Below are 13,425 nucleotides of genomic sequence, written 5' to 3'. Positions count from 1 at the left end.
AGCCCCGAAGGGGCTCACTGAAGGGGCGCGGGGAACTGCGCGACCAGCCCCAACGGCGCCGCACCCGAGGAACGAGACCTCACGGCGCGTCAAGCGTAACCAGATGCAACCCATCGGTCGTACGCAACTCATACCGATCGATCTGGTCAGGATGAAAAGTGGACGCCCCCATCATGGTGCTGGCGCGAGCGTCATGCTCAGGCACGTTCCAGTTCGTCAGCGTCTCCTCCGTGCCATCCTCCGAAACAGCCACGAGATGACACGCCCGGGGCCCGGCCCCATCCTTCACCTTCAACTCGATCTGGCTCCCCCAGACCGTGTTCTCACTGGTGACCTGCGCCCAGACACCCGACCGCTCGTCGGTCGCGGCGACCGTCTGTGTCCGGTCCGCGTCACCGCCGCCCGCGATGATGGCGATACCGGGCCCGGCCACGGCGAAGACCACCGCGGCGGCCACGGCGAACAGCCAGCGCCGCCGCCCGGCCCGCTGCCGGGTCGCGACCTCACCGAGCAGCCGGTCCAGAAGCCTGGGACCGGGTTGGGCCATGGGGTGCACGGAGCGCGGTGTGGCCCGCTTGTACAGCAGCAACTGCCGTGTGGCGGAGCCGAATTCGGTCACTTGGACCGCGCACTGGGGGCACTCCATGAGGTGGTCCTCGAAGCGGAAGGCCTCCGCCTCGTCGAGCACGCCGAGCGCGTATGCGCCGACGTCGCGATGCCGTTCCAGGGACCTCATGCCGAATCCTCGTGCCGATGGTACGGGTGGGGTGGTGTTGCTCCCACCGATACGCAGCGCAACGCGGAATCACTCAAGCCCCATACCGAATCGAGACCTTAGGTGTTCGGAGCGGTGGGGCCCGCGGATTGGTGTGATTTAAAAAAGATGGATCGCCAGATGCCCCAGCGGCAGTCCGAGCCGCCAGGCCGGGGTCCACACCTTCGGTCCGTCGTCCTCACCGAGTACGGGCCCACCTCCTGGAACGGCGTCCAGGTCCGGGGCGAGCAGCTCGGTCTCCTCCAGCCAGCGCCATGCGGCGGCGGCAAGGTCCAAGTCCGGTGCCGGCGCCCCCGAGTCGAGCGCGTCGGCCGCCAACCTGGAAATACGTTCGCGGACCCAGTCCTGCCAGGGCTGGTCGTACGCCGTGAGCGAAAGCCACTTCTCCAGTTGCGTGATGACCCGGATGCCCGAGAGTTCCCCGCTGGTGTCGGAGAGGAAGATGGTGAGTGCCAGCGCGTCCCGACCCGCGCGGAACTCGAAGGACGTGGGCGGCATCAGGTCGCCCGTCCGCAGCAGCTCGTCGGCGATGTACTCGGCGTACAACCAGGCCATGGGGACGGTGAGTTCGTCCCCGCCGGCGCCGTCCGTGCTCTCTTGACCTCTGTGCAGCATCCCTTCCTGCCTTCCTCCGGTGCGTGCGCGTCGCCCGACCCCGGGCATCCGGGACTGGTGCCAGTCCGGAACACGGATGAAGACAGCTGATGGCTCAACCATGGTCCTCAGCAAGGCGCTTTACCGAGGTTTGACTCGACCATTGGTTTCACCGCAGGTCGGCCGCATACCCCGGAAGGACTCGGCGCAGGGCGCGCAGCGCGTAATACGCGCGAGACTTCACCGTACCGGGAGGAATCCCGAGGGCTGTGGCGGCCTCCGCCACACTCGCCCCCTGGAAGTACACGAGCACCAGGACTTCACGATGCTCGGGAGTGAGTGTCTTCACAGCCTCCCGCACATCGAGGGTCGCCGCGGACCGTTCCGCGTGATCGGCACACACCCGCGCGTTCTCCAGGATCGCGTCCCCGACCTCGGCGGGCCGCGCCTGCCGGGCCCGCCGCGCGTCGATGGCGAGCCGTCGCCCCACGGTCATCAGCCATGGCCGTACGGACTCGAAGTCGTCGGCGCGCAGCGCCTCGGGGTGCTGCCAGGCGCGTACGAGGGTCTCCTGCACCAGGTCCTCGGCGCGCTGCCGGTCGCCGTCGCACAGGCGCAGCAGCAGGGCGAAGAGCGGTCGGCCGTGCTCGCGCTGCAGCGCGGCCAGCTCGTGCTCGGCGGTCGTCGTCCCGTGGGTGATGGTGGTTCCGGCCGTCATGGCCGTATGGCATCGCAAGGTCCCGATTCGGGACAGAGCGCGGACCGGAGTGTGCGGCGGACGGTCGGACCCGTCGACGAACGGTGCGACGAACGGTCTGAACGGTGGATTCCTCATCCGCCCGGCCGTCGGCCGGGCCGACGGCGGGTCAGTAGCGCCCCGGGTGGCGCCGCTACGGCACGACCGTCACCGGCCAGCGGCCCGCCTTCACCAGCCGGATCGCGACCGAGCCGATGATCCGGTGGCCCGCCTGCTCGGACGCGCCGACCACCACCGCGTCGGCCTTGAGATCGTCGGCGGCCTTCACCATCCCGGCGTACGGGTCCCCGCGGAAGGTGTGGAACTCCCAGCGGACGACGAAGATCCCCTTGACCTGGTCGGTGCCCTCCCGGATCTGCGCGATCAGATCCTCGGCGATACGGTCCGTCGCCTCCGCCACCGGCGCCCCGAACGCGGTGCCCGCCGCCATCACCGGCTGGACGTACACCAGGGCGAGCAGGGCGTGCTGGCGCCGGGCCAGTCCCGCGGCGTAGGCGGCGGCACGGAGCGAGGAGTCGGAGCCGTCGACGCCGACCACGATGACCTTCGGACCGTCCGTGCCCCGCTCGAACTGGTGCCCGGACCGGGGTGAGTGCTGCTCTTCCGTCACACCGCGAGGCTATCGGGCGCCCGGGCTCCGCAGGAGACGCGGGGGAGGGCCTGATCGGCGCGTACTGGTCCAGGCGGGTGCTTTCCTGCCGCCGCACCGGTGTCGATGCGGGGCGTCGGGACCGTACCGGGCGACTCATGAGTCATGACGAAGGATCAGTTGATCACACGGCGCCGGGTGTTGACGATCGGCGGGGTCGCCGCCGTGGGAGCGGCCGGTACGGCCGCGCTGCTCACCGCGGGCCCGGACGGGACCCCGGCCGCCAAGCCCGCCGCCCCCGCCGCCGGCCCCCCGGCGCACCGCGCGCTCAAGCCCTCCGCGTACCGCCTGGAGCCCCTCACCGGTTACGGCCCGCCGCCCGCCGCCGCCCACGGGCGCACCCTGGTCCGTCACGAGCCCCTGCTGCGGGTGTCCGGACGTGGCCGCACCATGGTGCTGACCTTCGACGACGGCCCCGACCCCCGCTACACCCCGGACATCCTGCGGATCCTGCGCGAGCACGACGTCCGTGCGATGTTCTTCGTGTGCGGGGAGATGGCCGTCCACAACAAGGACCTGCTCGCCGAGATGACCGAGGACGGACACGTCGTCGGCAACCACACATGGTCCCACCCGCTGCTCACCCGCCTCACGCGCGGCAAGATCCGCTGGCAGATGGAGCGCACCAGCGAGGTCGTCCAGGACGCCTGCGGCGAGGCGCCCGTCTGGTTCCGCGCCCCCTACGGCGCCTGGAACCGGGCCGCCTTCCAGATCGGCGCAGACCTCGGCATGGAGCCCCTCGCCTGGACCGTCGACACCCTCGACTGGATGACCCCGGGCACCGGCACCATCGTCGACCGGGTCGAGCGCGGCGCCGCCCCGGGGGTCGTGGTGCTCTCGCACGACGCGGGCGGCGACCGCTCGCAGAGCGTCCGGGCACTGCGCGACTATCTGCCGGAACTGCTGGATTCCGGGTACCACATCACCGTACCGACACGGCATTACACGTAACGGAATTACCGGAGTCACCGGATACGGGCTTTCGCCCGCCCGGTCGGGGAACGTTCAGCGAACCTCGACCAGGCGGGCGAAAACGACGACGTTTCCGTTGTAGCCGTTCTGCTTGGAGAAACCGCCCCCGCAGGTGATGACCCGCAGTTCCGGGGTGTTCCTGCTGCCGTAGACACGGTCGCCGGGGAAGTTGTCCTTCTCGAAGACCTCGATGCCGTAGATCTCGAAGACGGCCACTTTTCCGTCCTGGCGCTGGACCTCGACGCGATGTCCCTTCTTCAGGGCCCCGAGTCCGTAGAACACGGCGGGGCCCTGTTTGTTGTCGACATGGCCGACGACCACCGCGGTGCCCTTCTCGCCGGGCGACACGGCACCGGTGAACCAGCCCGCCAGATTCGGGTCCTCCGGCGGCGGGGCGTCCACCCACCCGGCCGCGTCCAGACCCACCGGCAGCACCGGTGCGTCGACCTGGATCGCGGGGATCCGCACCCGGTCGACCACGGAGTACGGCAGTGCGGCCGGGATGTTGGAGAAGGTGCCGCCCGGGAGGCGGCTGTCCGCTGCCGCCGCCGACGCGGGCTGCGGCGGACCCACGTCGAACTCTCCCGAACCGTTCCGAATGAGAGCGAGGCCGGTCAGCAGAACAAGCGCTATCACGCCCCACGGAGCGCGCTTCTTCCGCCGCTCCTCCTCTTCCGCCAGCTCGGACGCAGACATTCGCCATCCCCTCTCGACCCGGCCGTCGCCGGGTCAATCGCGCATACGAGAACGCTAAGTGCCCGGCGGGAAACCGGCGACGGGGCAGCAGCGAACGGGTGGCGCACGTGTCGGTCACGACTGGTCATGAGCCATCCGGGTCGCCGCGAAAAGTATTTTTCTGACGGTCCGTGACCTGCGGCAATATCTGATTGTGCGGTCATTGGTCGGCGTGTCCCCTCACCAGGACGGACCATTCCCGAAATGCGGCTGCGCGCACGGCATCTGAGGGTTCGTCTGGGAGGCGTTTTCTCGCCGATCGACCGGGGACGGGTCCCGGGGCGCCTTCCGCGGAGGTTCAACATGCGTACTACTCGTGCCCTGGTGGTGTCTGCCGCCACGGCTGCCGCGGTGGGGCTCGCTGCCCCGGCTGCCTCGGCCTGGGACCAGCCGACCAGCGTCACGGCCGCACCGAGCGTCATCGCTCCGGGCGGCCAGCTGGTCCTCACGGTCAACGGTTCCGCCTGCACCATGAACGGCAGCACCGTCAGCTCGAACGCCTTCCCGGCGACCAAGCTGACGTCGATGGGCGGCAACACGGCGACGGCGACGGTGACCGTCAACTCGAACGCCACCGCGGGTTCGTACAGCGTCACCACCAACTGTGAGAACAGGTCGAAGACCTTCACCAGTGTCTTCACGGTCATCGGCGGTGTCCGGGGCGGTCTCGGCGGCAGCAGCTCCACCGGGGCCACCCCGACCGACATGGCGATCGGCGGCGGTCTGGTGGCCGCCGCGCTCGTCGGCGGTGGTGTGTTCTGGATGCGCCGCCGGTCCGAGAACCGGATCTGACGCTCCCCCCTTCGGAGCGCGGACCGCACGTCGACAGCCCTTCGCCCCGGACCCTGACGGGTATCCGGGGCGAAGGGCTGTGCGGGTGCCGGCGGGTCGTCAGGCGCTGTCGCCGCCCGTACCGCGGCGGGAGAAGTGGTACGCCACCGCCAGCGACACCGCGATGAGCGCCGCGCCGAGGCCGATCTCCTTGAGGTCGAAGCCGGCGACACTGCCGCCCTCGCCCGCGTGCACACCCCGCTGGATCGGTACGGGGTAGTGCGTCGGGTTGCCGGAGCCGCCCGCGATGGTGAGGTCGGTGTGGCCGTTCTCGCCGCCGCAGGTGAACGTCACCCGGTACGCGGCCCCCGGTTCGGCGTCCCAGTCGACCTTCGCCGTCGTCGACGAGTGCCCCTTCGGGATGGTGACCGGATCGAACACGCCGGAGGACACCCGGGTGTCGTCGTTGCAGTTGTCCACGCGCAGGGTGACCTGTCCGCCCGCCGCGACGGTCGAGGGCACGACACTGAACCCGAACGACGTGACGCTGTTCTCCGAGACGGCCGCGTGGGCGGCGGGCGAGGCGAGGGTGAGGGCGGTGACGCCCAGCAGTGCGGCCGAGGCGACGCGTATCGCGTGCATGTGAGTCCTCCGGGTCCCCGAGGAGCAGCTGCGGACCTTTTCCGCTCGCGCCATACCGTTCGCGCCAGAAATGCACCTCGATGACCGAAACGCTAGGAACACGTGTGCGTACGCGCGATCGGTGTCGTGCGAATGGGGCACGGATGTGGGCCGGTCAGGGGACCCCGTTGAGCGAGTCGGGGGACACACGCGCGTGGCGGGTGTCCCCCATGGCCGCGGCCGGTGAGGAACCGTCAGCCGGTCGTCGGTGGTCGTCCGACGGTTCTAGTGGTCCGCGCCCGGAAAGAGCGTCAGGAACGGATCGGCCGTGGCGGTGATGCCACGGCTGTAGGGCGCGTCGAAGTCCCAGATGAGGAAGAGCAGGAACGCGATCAGGGTGGAGAACAGCCCGGCGAGGATCATCTCGCGGGGTGTGCGGCGGATCTGGAGGGCGAAGATCATCCCGACCGTGATCAGGCCCCCCGAGATCAGGCCGAACCACACGACGCCCGGCATGGTTGGCCCGGTCGAGTCGGCGCGGGCCGTACGGGCCTGGTCGGCGATGGTCACCTGGTCCAGGAGCGGCTGGTAGGCCTGTGCCTGGAAGTCCGTCTTCGGCTCGTAGTCGGTGACGTCGGCGCGGATCCGGTCCAGCAACTGGTCGCCGCGCTCGGTCACCTTGCCGGTGTCGGACATCTCCTTCCACTCGGTCTTGACGACGTGTCCGACATAGACGTTGACGTCGTCCCGAATGCGGTCACGGACATCGGGCGGATAGACCCGGACCCGTTCGGAGATCTCGTGCAGCGCGTGTGCCTCGGTCGACACATCGTCCTGGGCGACGCCGCGAGCCTCCCAGACACCGGCGATGGCCAGGCCCAGGACGATGGCGTAGACCACGCCGATCCACATCGTCATGTACTCGATCACGTCCGGGGTGTCGGACGGATCCTCGTCCTCCGGGGCCCTGCGGTCCCGTACGACGGTGATGACGACGACGACCGCGCACGCGGCCGCGATCGCGACGGCGAGAACAAGCCATTCCGACAAGGGGATGCCTCCAAGAGGTCAGCGCGGACGCAGCGCGACGACGGCGATCAGGGCGGGCAGGGTGACGAGCATCGTGAACGAGACGAGCGACGGGCCGCTGCGGACGGTCCGTTTGCGGGCGGACACGTGGTACGGCGGATAACTCACCGTCGTCGGTGACGCCGTCGGAGTCGGGCTCGGGCTCGGCTTCGGGGTGCGCGTCGGTGTGTACGAGGGGCTGGGGGCCGGCGCCGGAGGCGGCGGTGGAGCCGGGGCGGGCGGAGCGGCCGGTGGCTTCGGCTCCGGTACCGGTGTCGGCTTCTGTGGGGGAGGGGGCTTCGGGGTCGGTGTCGGGGTGGGGCTCGGCTTCGGTGGTGGCGGCGGTTCCTTCGTGGGCGTGGGTGTGGGCGGGGGAGTCGGCGTGGGCGTGGGGGTCGGTGAAGGCGTGGGTGTGGGCGTCGGGGTGGGGCAGGGCGGTGGTGGTGTCGGGCACCAGGAGCCGGTGCCGACGACCACCGTCGTACCGTTTCCGGTGACCGCCGCTCCGCCGTTGCCCACGCCTACCGACCAGCCGGCTCCGTCTCCGGCGGCGGCCGGGACGCCGGTGTCGACCGTGACCGCGGCGCCGTTCCCAGTGACCGTCACCGATGTGCCGCCGCCCTGGTCGGTGGCGACGGAGACACAGGTCGTCGCGCCGGCCGTGCCGATCGGCACGCCGACGAGCAGCCAGGTCAGTGCCAGCAGCGCCAACACCCGTATGGCGAGGGCGAATCGGGTCCGTGTGGGTCCATACACGACGAAGATCATGTGTGCTGGGCGCTCCCGCGCGCGCGGGAGCGCGAGGAGATTGCCCCGAACGAGTGACATATGTCGTGCCGCGGTTTGGATCAGACGTTCTAGCTGCGGCTTGTGGTCCGTCCTCGTGTGCGAGGTGTGACGGATGACGGTGTGCGAGCGGTGACGGGTGGGGCCACAGGGATCGGAAAGAAATTTGTGCAGTGGTTGAACACAGTGACCATCCCCGCCCGTACCTAGGACCGTGCGGCGGCCCAGCAGGGCGTCGCAACACCCTAACGATTACGGGGAGTTTCATAATGAAGACCTCCTGGCGGAGCGCCTCACTCGTAGCGTCAGCTGCGGCCGTGCTGGCGCTTACGACGGCGTGCGGTCAGGACAAGGCCACCGACACGAGCAGTCAGAACGTCGGCGCGGCGGCCCCCGCCGCCGGTGGCTACGGATCCACGGCCGGTACGAGCACGGCCGGTACGGGTACCGGTACCGGCACTGGTACCGACACCGGTGCGGCGGCCGATGGAGACCAGGCCGCCGCGGGCGACAAGGCCGCTGCGGGCCAGTTGAACGTGGTCGCCAGCGCGGAGATCGGCAAGGTGCTGGCCAGCAGCTCCGGCCGTACGATCTACCGCTTCGACGCGGACACGGCCGAACCGCCGAAGTCCAACTGTGACGGCGACTGCGCCACCGCCTGGCCGCCGGTTCCGGCGGACGATGTCACGGCCGGTGCCGGTATCGATGCCGCGCTGCTCGGCGAGGTGACCCGCGCCGACGGCACCAAGCAGCTGACGGTCGGCGGCTGGCCCGCCTACTACTACGCCAAGGACACCGCGGCCGGTGACATCAAGGGCCAGGGTGTGGGCGGCAAGTGGTACGGCCTCGCTCCCGACGGCAAGAAGGCCACGCTGGCCTCGCTGCCCGGCCTGTCCACCCGCAACGACCCCAAGCTCGGTGAGATCGTCGTCGACAAGAACGGCATGACGGTCTACCGCTTCATCAAGGACGAGGCCTGGCCGAAGCCCGTCTCCGCCTGTGTCGGCGCCTGCCTCGAGAAGTGGCCGGTCGTCGCGCCGGTCGAGGTCAACGACACCAAGGGTGTCCAGAAGAAGGGCCTGATGAGCTTCACCCGGCCCGACAACGGAGCCAAGCAGATGACGGTCAACTGCTCGCCCATCTACACGTTCATCAACGACAAGGAGCCCGGCGACACCAACGGCCAGGGCGTCGGCGGCACTTGGTACGCCGTGGCACCCGACGGCAAGCTCGTCGGCGCGCCGAACGAGTAGTAACCGGCAGCAGGAGAAGCCGACTTCTCCCGGCCTGCTCCCTTCGTGTCGCACAGTCCGTGTGGCGTGAAGGGAGCAGGCCGCTTCGGCATGTCCGGGTGACTCCGTGACTCCGCAACGCGTCGACCAGCAGGGCGATTTGCCGGTGAATCGTCCCCGACTCGCCGTATTTCCACGGGAGTCGGCGGCGACTGTTCGTAACCCTTGCGAACTCTTTGGAATGCTCCGGATACATTTCGTAGAGAGTTCGGCAGCGAGTTCGCAGTACGTCAATTCGGCACGTGACGCAGGCAGTGACCGGGAACGGATGGTCAATTTCCGTTTCCGCTCGCTCCTTTGGCAGGCGATCAGTAACCTCAGCTCGAACACTGGAGCGCCAACGCCTGCCAACTCCTTGGAGAGAGATAGATGGAGCGTCCCGCCTGGGCCCCCCGGGGCATCGACATCTCGGTGCCGAGCGTCTCCCGGATCCACGACTTCTACCTGGGCGGTTCGCACAACTTCGAGGTCGACCGGGCAGCGGCCCGCCGGGCCATGGAGTTCCTGCCGGGACTTCCGAAGATCGCGCAGGCGAACCGTGCGTTCATGCGCCGGGCCGTTCGATTCGCGGCCGCCGAGGGCATCAGCCAGTTCCTCGACATCGGCTCCGGCATTCCCACCTTCGGCAGCGTCCACGAAGTGGCGCGGGAGGTCAGTCCGCAGGCCCGGGTGATGTACGTCGACCACGACCCGGTTGCCGTCGCACACAGCCAGACGGTCCTGGCCGGTGACGAGCACGCGGACGTCCTCGCGGCCGATCTGCGCAAGCCCCGGGAGATCCTGGACAGCCCGCAGGTGCGGGGACTGATCGACCAGAATCGGCCAGTGGCCCTGCTTCTCGTTGCCATACTGCACTTCGTGGAAGACATGGACGACCCGTACGCGGCGGTCGCCGAGCTGCGCGACGCGCTCGCGCCCGGCAGCCTGCTCGTCCTGTCGCATGCCTCGTACGAGGGAATCCCGTTGCCGCCGGAGCGGGCCGAGGGCGCGGTCGACGTATACAAGGACATTCGCAACCCGCTGGTCATGCGCTCGCGCGACTCGATCGCGCGGTTCTTCGAGGGGTACGACATGGTGGAACCGGGACTGGTGCCGATGCCGCGGTGGCGGCCGGAGACGGCACCGGAGGACGAGGACGCGTACGCCTTCTCCGGATTCGCCGGCGTGGGGCGTACGGCGTGACCGCGGAGCCGGACGGGCCCCAGGACAGACTGCGCCGGTTCGCGACCATCTGGAGCCGGTCGGTGTACCAGGTGACTTCCACGTCGCTCACCAGGCCGGAGTTCGAGGAGCAACTCCTGCCGCTCGCCGGGCGGTTGAGCGAGGCGCTGCGGGCCAGGACGTTCGACGCCGAGGAGGGCCGGGCGGTCGGCGCCGCGCTGGTCGCCCTGCACTGCACCGACCCCGAGGCGCTCAGCCGCTCGCTCGACTGCGTGGACGCCTATCTGGTGCTGTACTGCGGTGAGGACGGCCCGCAGGAGGATCTGCGCAACCGCTCGTCGAGGCTCCAGCACGCCATGGCCGCCGGATACGCCGGGGCGCTGCGCGAGCGGACGCTGGCCGAGCAGGAGGCGATCGCGTGGGCCGCGCAGAGCGCGCGCAGCACGGTCGCCGAGGCGCTGCACGACAGTGAGGCCCGCTTCCGCGCGGTCTTCGAGGGCGCGGCCATAGGCATCGCCATCTCCGATCTCGACGGCAACATGCTCCAGTTCAACGGCGCGCTGCAACGCATGTTCGGCGGCTCGGAGCAGACCGTACGGAGCCGCAAGGTCACGGACTGGACCCACCCGGACGACGCACCGCAGGTCTGGAAGCTCTACGAGGAGCTCGTCCGCGGCGAGCGCGAGCACTACCACGTCGAGAAGGCGTTCTACCGCCCCGACGGAACGGTCCTGTGGACCAACCTCACGGTCTCCCTCCTCCGGGACGCCGACGGCCGGCCGCAGTACCAGCTGGCCCTCATGGAGGACACCACCGAGCGCCGGCTCCTCAACCTCCGGCTGCGCTACGAGGCCACGCACGACGCGCTCACCGGGCTGCCCAACCGCACGCTGTTCTTCGAACGCCTGGAGAAGGCGGTGACGGCGGGCGAGGGCCAGCGCTTCGGGCTGTGCTATCTCGACCTCGACGGTTTCAAGACCATCAACGACAGCCTCGGCCACGCGGCCGGCGACCGGCTGCTCGTCGAGGTCGCCGACCGGCTGCAGTCCTGTGCGACCGCGCCGGGCGAGATGGTGGCCCGGCTGGGCGGTGACGAGTTCGTGGCGCTGACCACCGGCCCCGACACCGAGGCCGAGGTCGACGAACTCGCCGCCCGCATCATGCACGCGCTGGTCGCCCCGGTCAGCGTCGACGGCCGTGAGCTGACCGTGCGCGGCAGTATCGGCATCGTCGAGGGCCCGGCGGGGGAGCGCGGCCCGGCGGAGGTGCTCCGGAGCGCCGACATCACCATGTACCGGGCCAAGTCTGCGGGCGGCAACCGCTTCGAACTCGCCGACCCCGAGGCCGACTTGAAGGCGATCACCCGCCACGGCCTGACGACGGCCCTGCCGGCCGCGCTGGACCGGAGCGAGTTCTTCATCGAGTACCAGCCGCTGGTCAACCTCGGCGACGGCAGCGTCCGGGGCGCCGAGGCCCTGGTGCGCTGGCTGCATCCGCAGCACGGCGTCCTCGGCCCCGACCGCTTCATCCCGCTCGCCGAACACACCGGCCTGATCGTTCCGCTGGGCCGCTGGGTCCTGGAACAGTCGGTGCGCCAGGCCCGCGACTGGCAGGAACGGTACGGAGGCCATCCGGCAGGCGGCCCGCTCCGTATCAACGTCAACCTGTCTCCCTGCCAGCTCACCCACCCCGGCCTCGTCCAGGACACGGTGGACATCCTGGAACGCGCGGGCCTGGAGCCGGAGGTGCTGTGCCTGGAGGTGACGGAGTCGGCCCTGATCGGCGCCGACGACGACCTCCTCAAGCCCCTGCGCCGCCTCGCGGAAATGGGCGTCGACATCGCCCTGGACGACTTCGGCACCGGCTACTCGAACCTCGCCAACCTGCGCCGCCTCCCGGTGAGCATCCTCAAGCTGGACCGCTCCTTCACCCAGGGCATGCAGCAGTTCCCGGCGGACCCGGTCGACCTAAAGATCGTGGAGGGAATCGTCTCCCTGGCCCACAGCCTGAACCTCGCGGTGACGGTGGAGGGAGTGGAGACGGGCGCCCAGGCCGAACAGCTCCGCATACTCGGCTGCGACACGGCCCAGGGCTGGTACTACGCCCGCCCGGGCCCACCGGAACGACTGCACGAGCTGGCGCTGGTGGACGCCACAGGGTGACCTACCCAGGGGCGCGGGGAACTGCGCGACCGGCCACGGACGGCCTGAGCGCGCCACACAACCCCGCGCCCCCACCCCGCAGCGCTACCGCTCGAACAGCATCCGCTGCAACTCCCGAGCCGCCCGAGGCGGAGCCACATCGCTCCGATGGGCCAGGGCGATCGCCCTGAACAACCCCGGCCGGGCCAACGGAGTCACCCGGAGCCCACGCCCCGACCGACTGGCCACCATGCGGGGCACGACGGCCACACCCAGCCCCGCCCTCACAAACCCCAGGACCGCGTCCATCTCCCCGCCCTCCACCGCGAACTCCGGCTCGAACCCCGCGGAGCGACACGCGGCCACGGTCAGTTCCCGCAGGTCGTAGCCGTGCCGGAACATCACCAGGCGCTCGCCCTCCAGGTCGGCGATGCTCACGGTCCGTCGGCCCCGCCCGGGTGCGGGTGCCTCCGGGGACGACACCACCACCAGGTCCTCGCGGAGCACCTCCAGGGTCGTCAGCGCCGGGGACGGGGTCGGCAGCGGCAGGACGACCAGCGCCAGGTCCAGGGCGCCGCGAGCCAGCTGTCGTACGAGGTCGTGCGAGCCGCCCTCCTCGATCAGCAGCCGGATGCCGGGATAGCGGTCGTGGAAGGCGCGCAGCACCTCCGGCAGGAGCCCCGTGCACAGGCTCGGGGTCGCGCCGAGCCGGATCCGGCCCGCTCGGAGCTGGACCAGCTCCTGCACCTCGTGCCGGGCCGTGTCCGCGTCGGCCAGGATGCGCCGGGCCAGCGGCAGGAGCGCCTCGCCGGCGTCCGTGAGCGTGATGTTGCCACGTGCCCGCAGGAACAGTTCGGCCCCCAACTCCCGCTCCAGCGCCTTGATCTGCTGGGACAGCGAGGGCTGTGCGACATGGACGAGATCCGCGGCACGGGTGAAGTGCAGGGTCTCGGCGACCGCCACGAAGTACTGGAGCTGCTGGAACTGCATGTGGTCAGCGTACTGCCTGCATAGGCTCTGACTATCGAAACGAGCCGGTCCATGTCTTGGACCGATCGGGGTTCCGCCGCCTAGCGTCTGCCCCATGGCTCTGGCAACGCGGA

The 13,425-nt window shown here is 69.9% G+C and carries 14 protein-coding genes; 5 read left to right on the top strand and 9 right to left on the bottom strand.

All coding sequences use genetic code 11. From position 1 onward, the window contains the following. Window positions 1-79: 79 nt before the first annotated feature. The 4 genes from ACFYXF_RS17870 to ACFYXF_RS17855 form a co-directional block, all read right to left on the bottom strand. Window positions 80-736, bottom strand: coding sequence for a zf-HC2 domain-containing protein (locus ACFYXF_RS17870; protein ID WP_389350531.1), 657 nt, complete (start codon window positions 734-736; stop codon window positions 80-82). A gap of 138 nt (window positions 737-874) precedes the next feature. Then, a complete protein-coding gene (locus ACFYXF_RS17865; protein WP_389350530.1) occupies window positions 875-1,390 on the bottom strand; it encodes a hypothetical protein in 516 nt (171 codons plus the stop codon). Between the two features lie 148 nt (window positions 1,391-1,538). Continuing rightward, complete coding sequence (locus ACFYXF_RS17860) at window positions 1,539-2,087, bottom strand: sigma-70 family RNA polymerase sigma factor (protein ID WP_369032198.1); 549 nt, start codon at window positions 2,085-2,087, stop codon at window positions 1,539-1,541. Window positions 2,088-2,259: 172 nt separating this feature from the next. After that, window positions 2,260-2,736 (bottom strand): universal stress protein, encoded by a 477-nt coding sequence (locus ACFYXF_RS17855; RefSeq protein WP_389350529.1) that lies wholly within the window; start codon window positions 2,734-2,736, stop codon window positions 2,260-2,262. A 144-nt stretch (window positions 2,737-2,880) separates the two neighbouring features. Between ACFYXF_RS17855 and ACFYXF_RS17850 the strand changes: the two genes are divergently transcribed. Next, the gene (locus ACFYXF_RS17850; RefSeq protein WP_389350528.1) at window positions 2,881-3,726 is read left to right on the top strand and encodes a polysaccharide deacetylase family protein; all 846 of its coding nucleotides are present in this window, start codon (window positions 2,881-2,883) and stop codon (window positions 3,724-3,726) included. A 54-nt stretch (window positions 3,727-3,780) separates the two neighbouring features. Here ACFYXF_RS17850 and ACFYXF_RS17845 read toward each other — a convergent pair whose 3' ends face one another. Further along, on the bottom strand, window positions 3,781-4,443 hold the full coding sequence (locus ACFYXF_RS17845; RefSeq protein WP_389350527.1) for a class F sortase: 663 nt from the start codon (window positions 4,441-4,443) through the stop codon (window positions 3,781-3,783). Window positions 4,444-4,785: 342 nt separating this feature from the next. Here ACFYXF_RS17845 and ACFYXF_RS17840 point away from each other — a divergent pair, with 342 nt between their 5' ends. Further along, complete coding sequence (locus ACFYXF_RS17840) at window positions 4,786-5,274, top strand: hypothetical protein (RefSeq protein ID WP_389350526.1); 489 nt, start codon at window positions 4,786-4,788, stop codon at window positions 5,272-5,274. 99 nt (window positions 5,275-5,373) lie between these two features. Here the strand turns inward: ACFYXF_RS17840 and ACFYXF_RS17835 are convergent, their stop codons facing one another. The 3 genes from ACFYXF_RS17835 to ACFYXF_RS17825 all read right to left on the bottom strand — a co-directional run bounded on the left by ACFYXF_RS17835 (window position 5,374) and on the right by ACFYXF_RS17825 (window position 7,698). Continuing rightward, window positions 5,374-5,895, bottom strand: coding sequence for a hypothetical protein (locus ACFYXF_RS17835; protein WP_389350525.1), 522 nt, complete (start codon window positions 5,893-5,895; stop codon window positions 5,374-5,376). Window positions 5,896-6,159: 264 nt separating this feature from the next. Further along, entirely contained in the window at window positions 6,160-6,924 is a 765-nt protein-coding gene (locus ACFYXF_RS17830; RefSeq protein ID WP_389350524.1) for a hypothetical protein, read from the bottom strand. 18 nt (window positions 6,925-6,942) lie between these two features. After that, on the bottom strand, window positions 6,943-7,698 hold the full coding sequence (locus ACFYXF_RS17825) for a hypothetical protein (RefSeq protein ID WP_389350523.1): 756 nt from the start codon (window positions 7,696-7,698) through the stop codon (window positions 6,943-6,945). A 299-nt stretch (window positions 7,699-7,997) separates the two neighbouring features. On the opposite strand from ACFYXF_RS17825, the gene ACFYXF_RS17820 reads away from it, so the two are divergent. The 3 genes from ACFYXF_RS17820 to ACFYXF_RS17810 all read left to right on the top strand — a co-directional run bounded on the left by ACFYXF_RS17820 (window position 7,998) and on the right by ACFYXF_RS17810 (window position 12,343). After that, window positions 7,998-8,981: an SCO0930 family lipoprotein gene (locus ACFYXF_RS17820; RefSeq protein WP_389350522.1), complete on the top strand. Its 984-nt coding sequence runs from the start codon at window positions 7,998-8,000 to the stop codon at window positions 8,979-8,981. 408 nt (window positions 8,982-9,389) lie between these two features. Next, window positions 9,390-10,202: an SAM-dependent methyltransferase gene (locus ACFYXF_RS17815; RefSeq protein WP_389350521.1), complete on the top strand. Its 813-nt coding sequence runs from the start codon at window positions 9,390-9,392 to the stop codon at window positions 10,200-10,202. Continuing rightward, a complete protein-coding gene (locus tag ACFYXF_RS17810; protein ID WP_389350520.1) occupies window positions 10,199-12,343 on the top strand; it encodes a putative bifunctional diguanylate cyclase/phosphodiesterase in 2,145 nt (714 codons plus the stop codon). Before ACFYXF_RS17815 ends, ACFYXF_RS17810 begins: the two co-directional genes overlap by 4 nt. Before the next feature lie 84 nt (window positions 12,344-12,427). Here the strand turns inward: ACFYXF_RS17810 and ACFYXF_RS17805 are convergent, their stop codons facing one another. Continuing rightward, entirely contained in the window at window positions 12,428-13,312 is an 885-nt protein-coding gene (locus ACFYXF_RS17805; RefSeq protein WP_389350519.1) for a LysR family transcriptional regulator, read from the bottom strand. Window positions 13,313-13,425 lie beyond the last annotated feature (113 nt).

This window comes from Streptomyces sp. NPDC002680 (assembly GCF_042889145.1).
GTDB lineage: Bacteria > Actinomycetota > Actinomycetes > Streptomycetales > Streptomycetaceae > Streptomyces > Streptomyces adonidis.
This window is presented reverse-complemented; position numbering and strand designations above follow the sequence as displayed.

Excerpts from the sequence above, each read along its gene's own strand:
- ACFYXF_RS17870 (WP_389350531.1), bottom strand. The coding sequence starts at position 736 with ATGAGGTCCCTGGAACGGCATCGCGACGTCGGCGCATACGCGCTCGGC.
- ACFYXF_RS17865 (WP_389350530.1), bottom strand. The coding sequence starts at position 1,390 with ATGCTGCACAGAGGTCAAGAGAGCACGGACGGCGCCGGCGGGGACGAA.
- ACFYXF_RS17860 (WP_369032198.1), bottom strand. The coding sequence starts at position 2,087 with ATGACGGCCGGAACCACCATCACCCACGGGACGACGACCGCCGAGCAC.
- ACFYXF_RS17850 (WP_389350528.1), top strand. The coding sequence starts at position 2,881 with ATGACGAAGGATCAGTTGATCACACGGCGCCGGGTGTTGACGATCGGC.
- ACFYXF_RS17845 (WP_389350527.1), bottom strand. The coding sequence starts at position 4,443 with ATGTCTGCGTCCGAGCTGGCGGAAGAGGAGGAGCGGCGGAAGAAGCGC.
- ACFYXF_RS17840 (WP_389350526.1), top strand. The coding sequence starts at position 4,786 with ATGCGTACTACTCGTGCCCTGGTGGTGTCTGCCGCCACGGCTGCCGCG.
- ACFYXF_RS17835 (WP_389350525.1), bottom strand. The coding sequence starts at position 5,895 with ATGCACGCGATACGCGTCGCCTCGGCCGCACTGCTGGGCGTCACCGCC.
- ACFYXF_RS17820 (WP_389350522.1), top strand. The coding sequence starts at position 7,998 with ATGAAGACCTCCTGGCGGAGCGCCTCACTCGTAGCGTCAGCTGCGGCC.
- ACFYXF_RS17815 (WP_389350521.1), top strand. The coding sequence starts at position 9,390 with ATGGAGCGTCCCGCCTGGGCCCCCCGGGGCATCGACATCTCGGTGCCG.
- ACFYXF_RS17805 (WP_389350519.1), bottom strand. The coding sequence starts at position 13,312 with ATGCAGTTCCAGCAGCTCCAGTACTTCGTGGCGGTCGCCGAGACCCTG.